At 39.0% G+C, this 16690-nt stretch carries 14 protein-coding genes and 2 tRNA genes; 12 read left to right on the top strand and 4 right to left on the bottom strand.

Features of this window, described 5'->3' with window-relative positions; all coding sequences use genetic code 11:
* The first annotated feature begins 1 nt into the window (after nt 1).
* The 12 genes from FN809_RS06955 to FN809_RS06900 all read left to right on the top strand — a co-directional run bounded on the left by FN809_RS06955 (nt 2) and on the right by FN809_RS06900 (nt 15435).
* A complete protein-coding gene (locus FN809_RS06955) occupies nt 2–772 on the top strand; it encodes a GAF domain-containing protein (RefSeq protein WP_142532784.1) in 771 nt (256 codons plus the stop codon).
* A 35-nt stretch (nt 773–807) separates the two neighbouring features.
* Entirely contained in the window at nt 808–3414 is a 2607-nt protein-coding gene (locus FN809_RS06950; protein ID WP_142532783.1) for a PAS domain S-box protein, read from the top strand.
* Between the two features lie 27 nt (nt 3415–3441).
* Complete coding sequence (locus tag FN809_RS06945) at nt 3442–4014, top strand: SiaB family protein kinase (protein ID WP_142532782.1); 573 nt, start codon at nt 3442–3444, stop codon at nt 4012–4014.
* A 26-nt stretch (nt 4015–4040) separates the two neighbouring features.
* Nucleotides 4041–4421: a DUF1987 domain-containing protein gene (locus FN809_RS06940; RefSeq protein WP_142532781.1), complete on the top strand. Its 381-nt coding sequence runs from the start codon at nt 4041–4043 to the stop codon at nt 4419–4421.
* A 120-nt stretch (nt 4422–4541) separates the two neighbouring features.
* Nucleotides 4542–7613 carry an ATP-binding cassette domain-containing protein gene (locus FN809_RS06935; protein WP_185957487.1) on the top strand — a complete coding sequence of 1024 codons (3072 nt, stop codon included), beginning with the start codon at nt 4542–4544 and terminating at the stop codon, nt 7611–7613.
* 57 nt (nt 7614–7670) lie between these two features.
* The gene (locus FN809_RS06930) at nt 7671–8594 is read left to right on the top strand and encodes a hypothetical protein (protein ID WP_142532780.1); all 924 of its coding nucleotides are present in this window, start codon (nt 7671–7673) and stop codon (nt 8592–8594) included.
* Between the two features lie 48 nt (nt 8595–8642).
* The gene (locus FN809_RS06925) at nt 8643–9098 is read left to right on the top strand and encodes a hypothetical protein (RefSeq protein WP_142532779.1); all 456 of its coding nucleotides are present in this window, start codon (nt 8643–8645) and stop codon (nt 9096–9098) included.
* Nucleotides 9099–9374: 276 nt separating this feature from the next.
* The gene (locus FN809_RS06920; RefSeq protein WP_246095507.1) at nt 9375–10895 is read left to right on the top strand and encodes a sulfatase; all 1521 of its coding nucleotides are present in this window, start codon (nt 9375–9377) and stop codon (nt 10893–10895) included.
* A 74-nt stretch (nt 10896–10969) separates the two neighbouring features.
* Entirely contained in the window at nt 10970–12067 is a 1098-nt protein-coding gene (locus FN809_RS06915; RefSeq protein ID WP_142532777.1) for a glycosyltransferase family protein, read from the top strand.
* Between the two features lie 8 nt (nt 12068–12075).
* On the top strand, nt 12076–13377 hold the full coding sequence (locus tag FN809_RS06910) for an O-antigen translocase (RefSeq protein ID WP_142532776.1): 1302 nt from the start codon (nt 12076–12078) through the stop codon (nt 13375–13377).
* Nucleotides 13378–13386: 9 nt separating this feature from the next.
* On the top strand, nt 13387–14472 hold the full coding sequence (locus FN809_RS06905) for a glycosyltransferase (protein WP_142532775.1): 1086 nt from the start codon (nt 13387–13389) through the stop codon (nt 14470–14472).
* A gap of 9 nt (nt 14473–14481) precedes the next feature.
* Nucleotides 14482–15435 (top strand): glycosyltransferase family 8 protein, encoded by a 954-nt coding sequence (locus FN809_RS06900; protein ID WP_142532774.1) that lies wholly within the window; start codon nt 14482–14484, stop codon nt 15433–15435.
* On the opposite strand, the gene radC is transcribed toward FN809_RS06900, so the two are convergent.
* From radC to FN809_RS06880, 4 genes are all read right to left on the bottom strand, one after another.
* Nucleotides 15389–16084 carry a RadC family protein gene (gene radC / locus FN809_RS06895; RefSeq protein ID WP_142532773.1) on the bottom strand — a complete coding sequence of 232 codons (696 nt, stop codon included), beginning with the start codon at nt 16082–16084 and terminating at the stop codon, nt 15389–15391. The two genes, FN809_RS06900 and radC, sit on opposite strands and share 47 nt — an antisense overlap.
* Before the next feature lie 98 nt (nt 16085–16182).
* Nucleotides 16183–16254, bottom strand: a tRNA-Glu gene (locus FN809_RS06890).
* A gap of 15 nt (nt 16255–16269) precedes the next feature.
* Nucleotides 16270–16521, bottom strand: coding sequence for a 30S ribosomal protein S20 (rpsT, locus tag FN809_RS06885; RefSeq protein ID WP_142532772.1), 252 nt, complete (start codon nt 16519–16521; stop codon nt 16270–16272).
* Nucleotides 16522–16557: 36 nt separating this feature from the next.
* Nucleotides 16558–16629: transfer RNA gene (locus FN809_RS06880), tRNA-Glu, on the bottom strand.
* Nucleotides 16630–16690 lie beyond the last annotated feature (61 nt).

The following is a 16690-nucleotide window of genomic DNA, read 5'->3' as shown; positions in this document are numbered from 1 at the left end:
TATGAGCAAAAATACAATTGGCAAAATATATTATTTGGCCGGTGGAGCTTTTTTATTTGCGCTAGCAAAGTATTTTTTCATTGGCCATGCGCAGTTGATGCCCAAATATTTTGTGTTCGAATTTATTTCTTTTGCATTGTTTTTATCACTGGTTTATGTGGCCGACAGGCTGTTAAAAGAAACGATGGCACAAAAAGAAGAAACAGAAATACAAACAAAAAAAGCCGGCAGCCAGCATAAACAGGAAATTGAACGTTTGCAGAGCACAATTGCAGAGTTAAGCAACCAACACAAAAACAAAATGAGCGATAACGAAGATATAAACAGCATAGCCACCCAAATCATCAATAAACTAAGCAATTGTACTGATTTAAACGATTTAGCTAATGGGCTATTAATTGAAATATCCACCGTTTATGAGCTTGGTTTGGGTATTTGTTACTTTTATGACAAACCTTCTGATAAATTTACCGTAAAAGGCAGCTACGGGCTCAGTAGTGATTTTCATCCCGGCGATTTTAGTTGTGGAGAGGGACTAAATGGGCAAGCAGTGGCAGATAAAACAGCCAGGCGCATAGATGATGTACCCCAGGATTATTTCTCTATAGAATCGGGATCGGGATTATCCAAGCCCTGTAATATTTATTTGTTACCTATTGTAAAAAACAATAACTGTATAGGCTTAATAGAAGTAGCCGGTTTTGCCAATATGCATCTGAACAAGCATTGGCCTCAACTGAATAAAAGCATTGCAAGTATAGTGGAACTTTAATGTAGAATGGTAGTTTCAATAATAAAAATGAAATAATGCCTGCCAAAATAATAAAAAAATATACAAAGGAATATCTCAACTTATCATGGATAGAAGAGCAGGAACGTTTTTTTCTGGTCCTACTCCTGATGCTGGTTTACTTGCTGTCGTGGGCAGGTTTTGCAGATTTGAATAAACTACCGTTTTCTATGGCAACAATCTTGCAAATCCATAGCAACGCGCTGGTTTGGTTTGTAGATGGACTTATAGCCTGTGTATGGATGGGTGCAACAGTAACCCTTAATTATATTCGTAAAATTAAGAAAAGAGAAAAACAAAGGAGTGATGAATTAAAGTTACAGCTGCAGAGTAATGTTAAGGTGGCAGAATTAATTAGAAACCGTGAGTACGATAAAATAGAGAAGCTCGAATACAGCGATTCATCTCTCTTACAACTGGCACGTGATTTAAAAGGTACTAATAAAAGAGAAGAAGAATTAAAGTGGATAACCAAAGGTAAAGAGTTAATAAATGAGGTGTTGCGCACCTATCGTAATATAGATGAACTCTCAATACAAATCGTAAAAGCCATAATAAACTATACCGATGGTGTTCAAGGTGCTTTTTATCTTTTGGATAACGATAAATTGATAAATAAAGCCACGTACGCTTTTAACCGAAGGCGCTATGTAAACCAGGAATACAACATAGGTTGTGGTTTGGTAGGGCAGGTGGCTTTTGAAAAAGCCATGATATACCGTACCGAAATTCCTGACGATTACTTTACGGTAACCTCCGGATTAATAAATGATGCCAAACCCAAAAGCCTGGTTATATTACCACTGCTGCAAGAGGAAGAATTGCAGGGAATTATAGAGGTAGCTTTTTTGCATAACAGATTACCGGAATATAAAACTAGCTTTATAGAAGAGCTGGGTAGTATGATAGGTCGTACAATTTATGCCCAAAAAATAAATGCAAAAACCGAAGTACTGCTGCAAGAGTCGCAAAAGATGACGCTTACTTTACAGCAAAATCAGGAGAAGCTTAAGCAGAATGCACAGGAAATGATGATTGCCCAGGAAGAACTGGAGCAGTCTAACGAATTGCTGGAAACAAAGGTGCAGGAGGTAGAAAATGGACATAAGCGATTGGTTGCATTACTTACCAATGCTTCGGAATTTATTTCGATTTACGATGCTAATCAAAACCTGGTGTTTGAAAGTCCATCGGCAAAGCGTATCCTGGGCTACAAAGATGATGAGGACATCCAGGGTATGGATCCTGAGCTGATGACGCCCAAAGGATATAAGGCCATCAACAACTTATTTAATTACCTATTGCAAACCCCGGGTGGCGAAAGTGAAGCACAGTATGCCTATCTGAAAAAATCGGGTGAGAGGCTTTACCTTGAAACCAAAGGGAAAAACCTGTTGCACGACCCGGCTATCCGCGGTATCATATTTAATACCCAGGATATAACCGAACGATTCCGAGTAGAGAAAGAACAACGCATGAAAAGTAAGATGCAATCGCTTTCGGAAAATTCGCCGGATATGATTTTACGCATCAACACCACGGGTAAATTGTTATATGCCAATCCTGTGGTGTCTAATTTTATAGGGATTGACAAGGGAGAACTTACCAAAAAAAGAATTGACGACTTAGAAATAGACCAGCGTTTTCTGGAATTTGTGAATGAGGTCCTTGTAGAAATTAAAAGTAGTCAAGAGCAGATTATTGATGAGGTGGAAATGACAAGTCCCGAAGGCGAAAGGATAATGCAAATCAAGGCTATTCCCGAATTTGACGACGACAAGCAGCTGGAGTCCGTGCTGTTTGTAGCCCACGATATGACGGAGATAAAAAAGATTGAACAGGAAATTAAGGAGAAGAATAAAAAAATATCCGACAGTATAAACTACGCACAAAGGATACAAACATCCATATTGCCAGACACTTCTTTTCTTCAGCGTCATTTTTCGCGTTCCTTTATATTTTACCGTCCTAAAGATGTGGTTAGTGGAGATTTTCCGTGGTTTGTTAAAAAAGATGAAACTTTTTATGTGGCAGCCGTAGACTGCACAGGACATGGTGTTCCGGGTGCTTTGTTGTCGTTTATTGGCTATTTTTTGCTAAACAACATTGTAAACCTCGATAATAACTTTGGGGCCGCTAAAATTCTGGATATGTTGCACGAAGGCGTTCGTAACACACTAAAGCAATACGAGGAAGGTAACAATGGCCGCGATGGTATGGACTTGGCTCTGTGTAAAATAGATAAAGAAAAAAAGATTATTCAGTTTGCGGGTGCCCACAACCCATTATATTTACTTCGTAACGGAGAATTAATTGAATATAAAGGAACCCGCAAGGGCATTGGTGGTAAACCGCTATTGAAAAAGGTCGAAAAAGATTTTGAGAATCACGTAATACCCTATCAGAGTGGGGATAAAATATTTATCTTTTCCGATGGATTACCGGATCAGATAGGTGGAGAAAAACGACGTAAATATCAATCTAAACGTATCAGAGAAGCCCTGACAGAAAGAGAAGGACTTACCATAGCCCATTTCGAAAAACATTTTTCGGAAGATTTTTACCGATGGATGGGTAACGAAAAGCAAGTGGATGACGTATTATTAATAGGAATAGAATTGTAAATGTATTTAAAAATAATTTTTTAAAAGATGGGAAATACTATTGATAGCCATAGCTTCCTGGATTTTGCCTACCAGCTGTATCAAACAATGAAAACCAATGAAATTAGTTTGGTTTATGAGGGAGAGGTGACCCAGGAAATTACCAAAACGTTTACTTCGCTTACTGAAAAAAACCTCGCTAAAAGCGAAGAGTCAAATGCAGTGCAGCGAAAAGTTTTTAATGTAATGGTAGAGTGTTTGCAAAATATCAGCAAACATGCCGACTCTTTGGGCGACGAAGAAGGGGAGGAACGACGAGGAATAGTGATGGTTAGTAAAGGCGACGACAGTTATAATATAATTACAGGTAATGTAATTAAAAACGACAAAGTGGAAGGCCTTACAAAGAATCTTGAACAGGTTAACTCATTGGATAAAAAGGGCCTGTCTGAACTATATAAAAACCAAATGCGCGAAGGTAAATTCTCCGATAAAGGAGGTGCCGGGCTGGGGCTTATCGATATTGCCAAAAAAACAGGCAGTACACTGGGATACCAGTTTAAAACACTGAACGACCAGGTCTCGTTCTTTATATTAACCTCTACTATTAAACGAAAATAAATACCAAATATACAAAATAAGTAACTATGGAAGTTATCAACATTCAAGGAACAGACGATACTCCTAACGTGATTCTCGACAAAAACAACGGTAAATTTGAGCTCTCCGGACGCTCGCTTCCCGAAGATGTAAACCTTTTTTATCAGCCTATTATGGATTGGATAGATGGGTATGCCGAAGATCCTAATGAAGAAACAAATTTCGATTTTAAACTGGAGTATTTTAATACAGCCTCTTCAAAAATTATTCTGGACATTCTTTTAAAGTTCGAAGAAATAGTGGAAAGCGGAAAGCAAGTGAAAATTATTTGGCACTACCACGAAGAAGAAGAGGATATGCTGGAAGCAGGCGAAGAGTATGCTGATATTGTAGAAATACCTTTTGAGTACGAAGCGTATACCGATTAAGATTGGTTAGAATCAAATGGGATCATGCGAATGAAGTAAGCAGTAAACAAGCCTGTGTTCAAAGTCAAAAAACTGCTCATATCTAAATACTCATTACTTATATTTTGATACTACTTACAAATGAGTGAAGAAATATTAAAAGCCCTTATGCAGCTGTTTGGCCTTATAGCCAAGCAGGATGGTGGTGCAAGGGACACGGAGATAGAATATGTAAAAAGCTTTTTGAAGGCTCAGCTAAGTGCAGAGGCTGCAGAAGAATATTTTGTCCTGTTCCAGAAACATGCCGAAGATAAAAAGGGAAAAGCCGATAAAGATGAGGGTAAGGTAAAACTTACTTCCATGAAGGATTCGGTAAGAATATTGGGTATTTGTAAAAAAATTAATAAGCAGCTCAACAAAGAACAAAAAGTTGTTGTGTTGGTGAGGATGTACGAGCTGATAAATGCCGACAGACGATTTACCGATCAGCGAATGGCCATTATTAACACGGCCGCGGATGTATTCCGTTTACCACAGGACGAAAAAAAGAACATTGAAGCTTTTGTAGTAAACAATAATCTCGATCAGCTCGACTTCGAAAACCTCATGGTTATCGACTCCAATGAGGAAAAGGGCCAACAGAGGCAGCATATTCGAACCGGCAGACTCGACGGTAGTGTCCTTATTTTACGGGTAAAAAGTGCCGATCTCTATTTTTTACGATATACCGGTGCCCAAGAAATATTTTTAAACGGACTTACACTAAATCAACGAAGAATATACCTTTTCCCCAAGGGTAGCTTTCTTAAGTTTCCGGTGGGAGCACCTATCTACTATACAGATGTGGTAAGCCGCTTTATGAGCGATGCTTCAATGGCAAAAATATCCTATATTGTTGATGAACTCGGATTCACTTTTAAAAATGGGGGCATTGGTTTGCGCGATGTCAACTTGGCTGAGGAGCATGGCCGACTGGTTGGTATAATGGGTGCCAGCGGTGCCGGTAAAACTACGCTGCTTAATGTGCTTTCAGGTATCGAAAAACCAAGCACAGGTGAGGTGCGCATCAATGGTACCAATCTGCATACAGAAAAAGATCAGCTCGAAGGCGTTATAGGGCTAATACCGCAGGACGACCTTCTGATAGAAGAACTAACCGTATTCGAAAACCTTTATTACAACGCCAGACTTTGCTTTAAAGATAAAGGCGAAGATGAGATTAACGGCATGGTTAATGACACCCTGCAAAGCCTTGGTCTTTTTGAACGTCGTAACCTAAAGGTAGGCTCCCCTTTAAATAAAATGATAAGCGGTGGCCAGCGCAAGCGATTAAATATTGCCTTAGAACTCATACGTGAACCCGCTATATTGTTTGTTGATGAGCCTACATCCGGCCTGTCCTCGCGCGATTCGGAAAACGTGATGAACCTACTCCGTGAGCTCACACTAAAGGGCAAGTTAATATTTGTGGTTATTCATCAGCCCTCGTCCGACATCTATAAGATGTTCGATAAAATGTTTATCCTGGATACCGGTGGTTATCCTGTTTATTATGGTAATCCTGGTGAGTCGCTTATCTATTTTAAACAGTTAGACGAACAGATAAACAGTGACCAGGGCGAATGTCCGCAATGTGGCAACCTGAATCCCGAAATGGTATTTAATATTATAGATGCCAATGTATTGGACGAATATGGTAACTATACCAATAGCCGAAAAACCAAGCCCGAGGTTTGGAACGAATATTATAAGCAAAACATCGAAATACCCCGTGTAACAGAGGTCGATACAGAACCTCCAAAATCGTTGAACATACCCAAATGGATAAAGCAGTTTCAGATTTATACATTGCGTGATTTTTATGCCAAAGTAGCTAACAAGCAGTATATATTGCTTAATTTATTGGAAGCACCTGTGCTGGGTTTTATTCTGGCGTTTTTAATAAGATATATTGTTGATCCGGATTCGAATACCTATATCTTCCGAGACAACGAAAACATACCACCCTATGTTTTTATGGGTATCGTGGTGGCGCTTTTTTTTGGCCTTATTGTAAGTGCCGAAGAAATTTTCAAAGACGCCAAAATACTTAAGCGCGAATCGTTCCTTAACTTATCACGTTCCAGTTATTTGGTGTCTAAAATACTAATCCTCTTTACCATATCGGCTGTTCAAATGGCGCTTTTTGTGGGTGTGGCCAATACCGTACTGGGAATTAAGGGTATGTATTTCGACTTTTGGTTGGCCTTATTTTCTGTTGCAGCTTTTGCCAATATTCTGGGGCTCATTTTGTCGGCTTCGTTTAATTCCATCGTAACTATCTACATCCTTATACCCTTGGTAATGATACCGCAAATGGTATTGGGGGGTGCCATGTTTACCTTTGATAAATTAAACCGCGATATTGCAAGTGCCGATAAGGTGCCCTGGATAGCGGAGCTAATGCCTTCGCGATGGATTTACGAAGGACTAATTGTTGAGCAGTATAAAAATAACAAATTTAAAAAGTTGTTTTTTGATGTGGAACAGCAGGAAAGTGCCAGTGATTTTAAAGGTGTTTATTACTTCCAGGAGCTGCAGGATGTACTGGATAACTGCATGAACTATATTAATGGCAATGCTTCTCCGCAAGAGAGTAAGGAATTTGAGCAAGATTTGGCCTTGCTAAAAAATGAACTTTTAAAAGAAAATAAAAGAGTTAAGGATATATCGTTTAGTGCAACGGATAATTTAAGTGTAAACGGATTTAACAATGAAGTGGCAGCCTCCGTTGCGCAACACATCAGTAAGCTTAAAGAGCACTATAGCCGTAACTTTGTTGAGGCTACCACTAAAAAAGAGCGGATGATAAATCTGGCAATGGATAAATATGGCAAAGAACGATTTACCGATGTAAAAAATAAATATTTTAACGAAAGCATCTCGGATATAGTGCGTAAAGTGTTCGAGAAAAACAAAATACTGCGCGAGGGAGATAAGCTCATTCAAAACGTGGATCCCATATACCAAATGCCCGAACCCGAGCATGCACTTCAATTTCGCACCCATTTTTTTGCACCTAAAAAGTTTTTTGCCGGAAAATATTTCGAAACTTTAGGCTTTAATATTACGGTGGTGTGGATATTTACCTTGTTGCTTTATGCTGTGCTATATTTTGACTTGCTACGAAAGTCATTTAAGTATTTTGGCGAATTAAAACAGCGTAAAAAGTAACCTTTTAATGGGATTCAAGTATAAATCAACAGTCTAAATTTTTAAATGACCAACAATATGTTAAAAAAACTAGTTAATACAACAGCTATATTTGGTGTAATCTTATTTTTTTCGGCGTGCTCGGGAAATGGGGGTAAAGATAAAACAGGTAACAATAGCGATTTTTCGTTGTCGGATTCTGCACTTAATGAAAACACCCCTTTACAACTATCCGAAGATATTATCGGCGATGTGATACAAAATATCTCCTCTCCGGTAGAGATGGCATCGCTTATTAAAAAATCAGGTGCCGACTTTTCGCAAAAAATGCTCAATAAACCCGATAAAGTAGGTGATTATAACACCAGCTTTAAAAGAGCACTCAACCTAGGTGTGTTCAGTGCCGATTTGGGATACATCAATACCTTCGATAAAAGTACTATCGTAGTATCCTACCTGTTGTCGGTAAAAGAATTGGCCGAGGGAATCAAGGTAGGTCAGTTTTTTGACTTTGCAGCCCTTAAAAAAATGGCCAGTAACAGCAGTAACCTCGACTCGTTGATGGAAGTATCGGTAAACAGTTTTAACAAAATGGATGCCTACTTACGCAGCCAAAACCGAAGCCATGTGAGTACCCTTATTGTTACGGGCGCATGGGTAGAGGGTCTTTATATCGCAAGTAACGTAATTAAAGAAACCAAAAATCCGGATTTAATTAACCGCTTAGGCGAGCAAAAGGATATTATTGACATATTGCTGATTATTCTGGAAAACTATAGCCACGATAAAAACTTTGCCGAAATGGTTACACGCATGGAACAGCTTAAACAGGCTTATGCGGATGTTAAAATTACCACCGAGTTTGGCGAGCCTAAAAGGATAGAACGTAACGGTACGCTTATAATCGTGCAAGACGAAATAAGCCACGTTGAAATTACTCCGGAGCAGATCGATAATATTATTGCCGAGATTACCAGTTTACGCGATTTTATTGTTTTGTAAATAGTGTATATAGCCTGAACGGAAAAATTGAATTTAAAATTTACACACATGAAAAAAATATTAATATTAGCCCTGCTCATGCTTTCTGTTGTTTACACAACAACCGATGCTCAGTGTGGCGATGATTTACTGAAAAAAGCCCTGAAAGAAATGGGCGATGCTCAATATATTAAAGACTTTAACATAGACCTTACGAACGTTAAAAAAGACACCAAAACCGGCTATGTTAAGTTTAGTGTTATACTAAACAGCAGAAGCCATTACAAGTTTAACACTACTGATGGAGCCGGTAACTCCGAAAAAGTGATCATGCAGCTGTATGATGGTGATAAAATGTTAGTAAGCAACTACGAAGGTGGAAAAATGTATGAAGCCTTTGAATTTATTTGCCAAAAATCAAAAGTGTATAGTCTGGTTTTCTCATATCAGGGTGGGGCAGAGGGCTGCTCTAAGGCCGTTATGTCGTTGGTAAAGCAATATACCGAAGGCGAAATGAAGTTTTAAAAATAATATCAACAAAACAAAAAAAGCGTTGCCCCGGCAGCGCTTTTTTTGTTTGTCGCTTATCGTTAACAAAAGAAGGGTGCTACCTTTGGTGGGGGCACTTGGGCAGCCTGGCGTATATTAAAATGTTTTTGTAATATGTTTACCCTGGATTAGCACTTAGCCCACAAAATATAATACACACGGTAACGTTATACATTTGAACTTACGTTTAGGGTTTGTAAAAAAAGACAAAACAATATGTGGTATAGAAAAACAATATTTATAAGCCTCGTCATGGGCTTTTTAATTGGAACAGCATGTACCAACGGAAAGCAGAATAAACCGAATATTATATTGTTTATGGTGGACGACATGGGATGGCAGGACACATCGGTACCTTTTTGGACCGAGAAAACCCATTTTAACAAGCGCTACCATACTCCTAACATGGAACGTTTGGCAGAGCAGGGCATGAAATTTACCCAAGCGTATGCATGCGCTGTTTGCTCGCCTACCCGTGTTAGCTTAATGACGGGCATGAATGCTGCGCGCCACCGCGTAACCAACTGGACTTTACACAAAAATACTATGCAGGTAAATCCACCCCAAGGCCTGCGTATTCCACAATGGAACGTAAACGGCATCGGTGTCGACAAGGATCTTGAAAATGCGGTTTACACTTCACAACCACTACCAAAAGTGTTGCAGTTGAACGGCTACACTACCATTCATTGTGGCAAGGCACACTTTGGCGCCACAGGCACAAAGGCTTCTGACCCTACCAATATTGGTTTTACCGTTAATATTGCCGGCCATGCCGCAGGTGCTCCGGCCAGTTATTTGGGCATTCATAACTATGCAAAAAATAAATCTTCAGTATGGGATGTGCCTGGTTTGGAGGAGTTTCACGGAAGGGAGGTTTTTTTAACAGAAGCACTCACTCAAAAGGCCATAAGGGCGCTTGAACAAGCTGTTGAGGAGGATAAACCTTTCTTTTTATACATGGCGCATTATGCAGTGCACACCCCTATTATGGGCGATAAACGATTTGAACAAAAATATTTGGATGCCGGGTTGCACCCTATCGAAGCCAAATATGCCTCGTTAATTGAAGGGATGGATAAAAGCCTGGGTGATATTATGAACTATATAGAAGCGAAAGGTATATCAGATAATACCGTAATTCTGTTTATGTCGGACAATGGTGGATTGAGCGCACTTGGGCGTGGGGGCGAAAAACACACGCATAACTACCCCCTATCGAGCGGAAAAGGGTCAATACACGAAGGGGGCATACGCGAGCCGATGATAGTAAAATGGCCGGGTAAGGTGAAGCCTCAATCGCAGTGCAACGAATACCTGATAATTGAAGATTTTTATCCCACCATACTGCAAATAGCCGGGGTACAACAATTAGATGGCGAATGTCAGCCCATCGACGGACTAAGCTTTGTTGATAAGCTCAAAGATAATGGCGCGGACGATGGGGGCAGGCCTTTGTTTTGGCACTATCCCAACAACTGGGGCCCTTCGGGCCCGGGAATAGGTACCTACAGTGCCATCCGCAAAGGCGATTGGAAGCTGATTTATTATTATACCGATACTAGTTTCGAACTATTCAATATCAATAACGACATTGGAGAGCACATCAATTTAGCGGCTAAAAACCCATTGATAACCCAAGCGCTTGCCAAGGAACTAAGTGCCTATTTAAGAAAGGTGGGTGCCCAATTGCCCCTATTTAAAGCAACAAATAAGATGGTTCCATATCCCGATGAAAGCACAGAAATCATTAAAGAAACAAACTGGAAGTAATATAGCAAGCAATTATCAAAGAGTTTCAAGGTTAATAATCTGATTTTAAATAGATGAGATAAATAGTTAATTAAATGATGAAAGTACTTTTATTAGGCGAATTTAGCGGCATGCATCAAAACCTGGCAAGGGGCCTGCGCGAGCATGGAGTGGATGTTACGGTAGCTTCGGACGGTGATTTATGGAAAAACTATCCACGCGATATCGATTTGTCGCGAAACACAGACAAACATCGCAATTATTTTTTGGCTAAGGTGTTAAAAGCACTACCTAAATTATCGGGTTATGATGTGGTACAACTTAATTGCCCAAAGTTTTTGTGTGCTACACCTAATTTTAACAGTACAATTTTCAGTTATCTTAAGCGCGTTAATTCTAATATATTTTTAGGCGCGCATGGCATGGATGCTAATTATATTAATTATGACCTTAGCGGCAAGTTAAAGTATTCGGTTTTTCATACACCCGCCATGCAAGACGACCCGAATATCAGAACATTGAAAAACATAGTCAACGATAATTCGGAAATCGCATTGAATAAGCGTGTTGCAACTCATGCCAAAGGAATCATAGCTTCGGGCGTGGGATATTACTTATCCTATAAAGATAAATACCCAAACAAAATAACTTTTATCCCCCTGGCCATTGATACTGAGCAGCATCCTTATGTAAGTACCCTGCAAAAGGACACTAAAAAAATAAAGTTCTTTTTGGGAATGATGAAAGGGCGGGTAGTGCAAAAAGGTACGGATGTGATATATCGCGTACTTAAGGATTTGCAGCAAAAATATCCTAATGATGTTGAACTTACGGTAGTAGAATCGGTTCCATTCAGCGAATACCAAAAATTGCTCAATAGCTCCCATGTGCTATGCGATCAGCTTTATTCCTATGAACCCGGACTCAACGGCCTTATTGCACAATCAAAAGGTTTAATTGTGGCGAGTGGGGTCGACGAAGAGATATATCGATTGATAGGCGAAACAGAAAACAAACCCATCATCGATTTAAATGTGGACGAGAGGTTTATGATGGAAGTATTTGAACGTTTATTGGATAACAAGGCCAAATTGAAAGAGCTTTCGCTTAAAAACAGAGCTTATGTTGTTAAGCATCACGATTCGCGGGTAGTAGCAAAAAGGTATCTGGACTTTTGGGCACAGCAAATATAAGAATAACAATGAGGCGGATAATACTACTTATTAAAAAGGTAATTCACTCCTACATAAATAGTGAATTAATAAAGGTATCTGCCAAAAATTCGCTTCAGGTACTTGTAAAATTAATCACCGGACTTTTAAGTATAAAAATAATATCAGTTTTTCTTGGTGCATCCGGAATGGCGCTGTTAAGTCAGTTTTATAATGTTATCCAGTTTGGCACCAACATGGCTAACGGTGGAATTATGCACGGGGTAACCAAGCTTACCGCCCATTTTGATTATTCAAAGGCAAAACAAAAACTCATTGTGCATAACGCTTTAATAATTACGATTGTACTTACAACTATTCCCACGCTGTTTTTATTTTTATTCGGCAATAAAATCGCGTTTACCTTATTTTACGATATTAAATATGCTGCTGTTGTAAGAGCTTCTGGTGTTCTAATATTTACAACGGCTATAAATAACCTATTACTCGCCTTTTGCAGCGGTCTGCAGGTATATAATAAATATATTTATCTGAATATTATAAATGGCATAACCTCTTTTTTAATAGCAGTGCCAGCCATATATTTTTACAGAATGCAAGGCGCTTTGTGGTCGCTATACATAGCGAGCCTGGCAACAAGTGCTATAACTTTTTGTTTCATACATAAATATTTGCCTTCGTTTAGGCGCTTGGTTTACTCAAAAGTTATTAGCAAACGCTTAATCAATTTTGGTTTAATGTTGCTTGTGGCTTCAAGCTTAACGCCATTGGAGCAAATTATCACCCGAAATGTGGTGGTTGAGTATTGTTCATTAAGCCAGGCAGGTTGGTGGGATGGTATAGGTAAGATATCCAATACGTATATCTCGATAATTATTACAACCCTGAGCTTATACGTTTTGCCCAAGATATCAAAAACCTTGGGCGTAAAGGCTTTGCATTCCGTAATTCAACTTTCCCTTAAGCAAATTCTTCCGCTTGTTGCATTGGGCAGTTTGCTTATCTATTTACTGCGCGATTCCATAATCTCCATTCTTTTTACATATGAATTTATAGGGATGCGGGATTTGTTTTTGTATCAAGCTATAGGCGATGTTTTGCGTGTTACGGCTTGGTTTTTTGCCATAACTATTATGATGAAAGAGCAGGTTAAGCAATATATATTTGCCGAAGTTTTAATAGCCGTTATTGCCATTGTAAATGCGTATTTAATAATTCCCCGCATAGGCATCGTAGGAAGCACTTTGGCCTACGCCATAAACATGTTTATATATTTTATATTTGTAGTAATAATTTATAGGAGGATGCTAAATAAAGACAGCCTGAAATAAATAAACTGAATGATGTACCAAACAAAAAAAGTGTGTCTTTTTACTGTTTCGCTGGCCAATGGGGGGGCAGAAAAATCTACTGCGGTACTTTCAAAAATCCTTGTACAGAAAGGTTACATAGTGCATATTGTATCTTTGACTGACGATATAAAATATACATATTCAGGAAAGCTCCTGAATTTTGGTTTGATAAAAGGTAATACTTTAAGGAGCAAGGCACGTGCTTTTATCAAATTGCGAAAATACCTTAAGGAGAACAATTTTGATTATATTATTGACAATAGGGCACATCAGCTTTCGTTCAGAGAGCTCTTTTATATGTACTATTTATATCGGGGTATTGACTTTTTTTATGTTATACGAAGTAATGATTTGAGCATATATTTCCCGCCTATCAAAATGGTTTCCAGGCTGATGATAAATAAAGCAGCCAGGATTATAAGTGTGTCGAAGGGTATTGAGATGCAAATACGAACTAAATTTAAAACCAACAATGTACAAACCATTTACAATCCCATAGAAGAAACAGTGCCCGAACAAATTCCAGCAACTGAGAATAACGGATACATTTTATTTTTAGGGCGTCTGGAAGATGATGTAAAAAATATAAGTTTATTGCTGAGTGCGTACAATGCAAGTTGTATAAGAAACGAAGTAAGAGTAAAAATTTTTGGAGAAGGTAAGGACAAAGCTATGCTCCAGTATAAAATTGAAGAAAATGGCATTGCTGATTTTGTTAAAATATATCCTTTCACTAACGATATTGCCACACAAATAGTTAATGCGCGATTTTTAGTTTTATGCAGTCACTTTGAGGGTTTCCCCAGGGCGCTTATTGAATCACTGGCACTTGGGGTGCCGGTAGTGTCAGTAAATTGCAGGGGAACGGAAGAAATTGTCGAAAACGAGGTAAACGGATTACTGGTTGAAAACTATAACCATGTAGCACTGGCACGAGCCATGGAGCGGATGTATTACGATGAAGAGTTGTACGCGCGTTGCCAAAAAAATTCCAAACAAAGTGTTAGCCATTTGCATGGCGATAAAATTGTGCATCAGTGGACGGCCTTGCTTCAATCTATTAAACAAAAATAACAGGTGGCCATGAGGATTCCTATCGTATTCAGCTTTAACGACAAATACACGGTTCCTGCAGGCGTGTGTATTACTTCGTTGTTAAAAAATGCCAGAGATGGAGTAGTTTTCGATATACATATATTGCATGCAGGTAATCGTCTGAGCAGTCACTCAAAAAACAAAATTAGCCAATTAGAAAAGCATTTTGATAATTGTACCATCCATTATATTAATGTTTACGATGCTTTTAAAAATGAGTACGAGGTTCGTAACGTGTCCATTGAAAGTTATTATCGCCTATTGATACCGGACCTGCTAAAACACTACTCCATAGTTTTATACTCAGATGTAGATATTATTTATAATAGCGATATATCCGGCTTGTTAGAAATAAATATGAATAAGGTGTCTATTGCGGGGGTGCAGGAGTATCCTAACAAATGTACGAAAATGGCGAGCGCGTATATTAAAAGTTTAAACTTGGAGCCCGGCGAATATGTGAATGCTGGTATCCTTTTGTTCAATAACGATAAAATTAACATCGATGGTGTTTTTCGTAAAAAACTACCTCAACTGCTCGGCAAGAAGCTTCTGTATCAAGATCAGGATATCTTAAATATCCTATTTAAAGGACAAATAAAATTTTTATCTGCAAGTTATAATTACAACCTGAACAGCATTATGCAGGATATTCATATTGCCAAACCGCATGTTTTTCATTATACATTAAACAAACCATGGAGCAAGCCAAAATTATTTGGTGATGCTTGGTGGGATTGCTATAAAGAATCTATTTTTTACGACGAGGCCGAATACTTCTCTTTTTATAAACAAAACTATGAGAATTTTGAACTTTTGGTTAACATAGGTAGTCAACTTAAAAAGTATGGAATCTATAAGCTTTATTATTTTATCAAGAAAGTTCAGTGTACGATTACAAATCTCCTTCATCGGCAAAGCTATAAAAACCTGCGTCGGTAACTATAATATGATCTAATATGGGGATGTCCATCGTGCTACCTGCTTCCTTTAATTTTTGTGTAATGTTTTTATCCTGACGGCTGGGCATGATGTTACCGGATGGGTGGTTGTGGCACAAGATTATAGACGAAGCCAGCTGATCAATAGCGGCACGCATAATTATTTTGGAATCCATTACGGTGCCGGCTACACCGCCCTGACTGATTTTTTGGATAGACATAACTTTGTTGGCGCGGTTCAGCAGGAGAATCCAAAATTCCTCATGGGGAAGATCGGCCAGCAGGGGATGCATCAAATCATATACGTCGCTGCTGTTTGTAATTTTTGGCTTCTCTTTTGCCTGCTCCAGTTTGCGTCGTCTTCCCAGCTCCATGGCGGCAACTATGCATATAGCTTTTGCCTCTCCTATGCCACGGTAATCGCGCCTGAGCTTCTCGATGCTCAGCTTACCCAGTTCGTTCAGGTTATTGTCTACGTCGTTTAATATCCGTTTAGATACATCTACCGCCGACTCGTCTCTGTTGCCCGAACCGATTAAAATGGCAATTAGCTCGGCATTGGAGAGGCTGGATATCCCTTTCGAAATCATTTTTTCCCTTGGTCTATCTTCCAAGGCCCACTTTTTTATACTTAGCTTGTGATACGTCATGGTGCTTATTTTATAGTATAAGATAAACAACATGTTGTTAACAATCAAGTGGGTATAAACAAAAATACCCCCATGCCTGTGGCATGGAGGTATTAGTGTACTCCGTAGGGGAATCGAACCCCTGTTACCAGGATGAAAACCTGGCGTCCTAACCCCTAGACGAACGGAGCATGTAAGGCTTTAATTTAAAGCTTGCTTATGTGCTTGGCTAACTTTGACTTTAAGTTAGAAGCTTTATTTTTATGTATAATGTTCTTTTTGGCTAGCTTGTCAAGAATGGCAGCCACCTTCGGAAACATTTCTGTTGCAGCATCTTTTTCAACTGTAGCGCGTAATTTTCTAACCGCATTACGACCAGTTTTTGCATAGTACCTGTTGTGTACTCTCTTCTTTTGTGCTTGACGATTTCTTTTTAACGCCGACTTATGATTTGCCATGTTGTATAACCCTAAAATTATGTATTTTTTTAAAAGTACTCCGTAGGGGAATCGAACCCCTGTTACCAGGATGAAAACCTGGCGTCCTAACCCCTAGACGAACGGAGCATAAAACACCTGAGATCTTTTTGTTTCTCAAATGCGGATGCAAAGATATAGCAAATAACAT

Origin of the sequence: Saccharicrinis carchari, from assembly GCF_900182605.1 — a bacterium.
GTDB lineage: Bacteria > Bacteroidota > Bacteroidia > Bacteroidales > Marinilabiliaceae > Saccharicrinis > Saccharicrinis carchari.
This window is presented reverse-complemented; position numbering and strand designations above follow the sequence as displayed.

Excerpts from the sequence above, each read along its gene's own strand:
- FN809_RS06910 (WP_142532776.1), top strand. The coding sequence starts at position 12,076 with ATGAGGCGGATAATACTACTTATTAAAAAGGTAATTCACTCCTACATA.
- FN809_RS06930 (WP_142532780.1), top strand. The coding sequence starts at position 7,671 with ATGTTAAAAAAACTAGTTAATACAACAGCTATATTTGGTGTAATCTTA.
- FN809_RS06950 (WP_142532783.1), top strand. The coding sequence starts at position 808 with ATGCCTGCCAAAATAATAAAAAAATATACAAAGGAATATCTCAACTTA.
- FN809_RS06905 (WP_142532775.1), top strand. The coding sequence starts at position 13,387 with ATGATGTACCAAACAAAAAAAGTGTGTCTTTTTACTGTTTCGCTGGCC.
- FN809_RS06915 (WP_142532777.1), top strand. The coding sequence starts at position 10,970 with ATGATGAAAGTACTTTTATTAGGCGAATTTAGCGGCATGCATCAAAAC.
- FN809_RS06900 (WP_142532774.1), top strand. The coding sequence starts at position 14,482 with ATGAGGATTCCTATCGTATTCAGCTTTAACGACAAATACACGGTTCCT.
- FN809_RS06945 (WP_142532782.1), top strand. The coding sequence starts at position 3,442 with ATGGGAAATACTATTGATAGCCATAGCTTCCTGGATTTTGCCTACCAG.
- FN809_RS06955 (WP_142532784.1), top strand. The coding sequence starts at position 2 with ATGAGCAAAAATACAATTGGCAAAATATATTATTTGGCCGGTGGAGCT.
- rpsT (WP_142532772.1), bottom strand. The coding sequence starts at position 16,521 with ATGGCAAATCATAAGTCGGCGTTAAAAAGAAATCGTCAAGCACAAAAG.
- FN809_RS06940 (WP_142532781.1), top strand. The coding sequence starts at position 4,041 with ATGGAAGTTATCAACATTCAAGGAACAGACGATACTCCTAACGTGATT.
- radC (WP_142532773.1), bottom strand. The coding sequence starts at position 16,084 with ATGACGTATCACAAGCTAAGTATAAAAAAGTGGGCCTTGGAAGATAGA.
- FN809_RS06925 (WP_142532779.1), top strand. The coding sequence starts at position 8,643 with ATGAAAAAAATATTAATATTAGCCCTGCTCATGCTTTCTGTTGTTTAC.
- FN809_RS06920 (WP_246095507.1), top strand. The coding sequence starts at position 9,375 with ATGGGCTTTTTAATTGGAACAGCATGTACCAACGGAAAGCAGAATAAA.
- FN809_RS06935 (WP_185957487.1), top strand. The coding sequence starts at position 4,542 with ATGAGTGAAGAAATATTAAAAGCCCTTATGCAGCTGTTTGGCCTTATA.